This is a genomic window from Bacillus sp. AFS098217 (assembly GCF_002551815.1).
GTDB lineage: Bacteria > Bacillota > Bacilli > Bacillales > Bacillaceae_G > Bacillus_A.
The window spans coordinates 1-219 of the sequence record NZ_NVPR01000108.1 but is presented as its reverse complement, the minus strand read 5'-3'; the positions used below and the strand labels follow the sequence as shown (position 1 = coordinate 219).

Below are 219 nucleotides of genomic sequence, written 5' to 3'. Positions count from 1 at the left end.
AGAGTAGGACGTTGCCAGGCTTGCATTATTCCGCAGTAGCTCAGTGGTAGAGCTATCGGCTGTTAACCGATCGGTCGTAGGTTCGAGTCCTACCTGCGGAGCCATTATGCTTCCATAGCTCAGCTGGTAGAGCACTTCCATGGTAAGGAAGAGGTCACCGGTTCAAGCCCGGTTGGAAGCTTGGGAACAGTATTACAACTTTTGGCCCGTTGGTCAAGT

Annotated in this window: 2 tRNA genes; both read left to right on the top strand. The window is 52.1% G+C overall.

Annotation, left to right across the window (positions count from 1 at the left end):
• The first annotated feature begins 29 nt into the window (after nucleotides 1–29).
• Nucleotides 30–104: transfer RNA gene (locus COO03_RS22935), tRNA-Asn, on the top strand.
• 4 nt (nucleotides 105–108) lie between these two features.
• Nucleotides 109–181: transfer RNA gene (locus COO03_RS22930), tRNA-Thr, on the top strand.
• Nucleotides 182–219 lie beyond the last annotated feature (38 nt).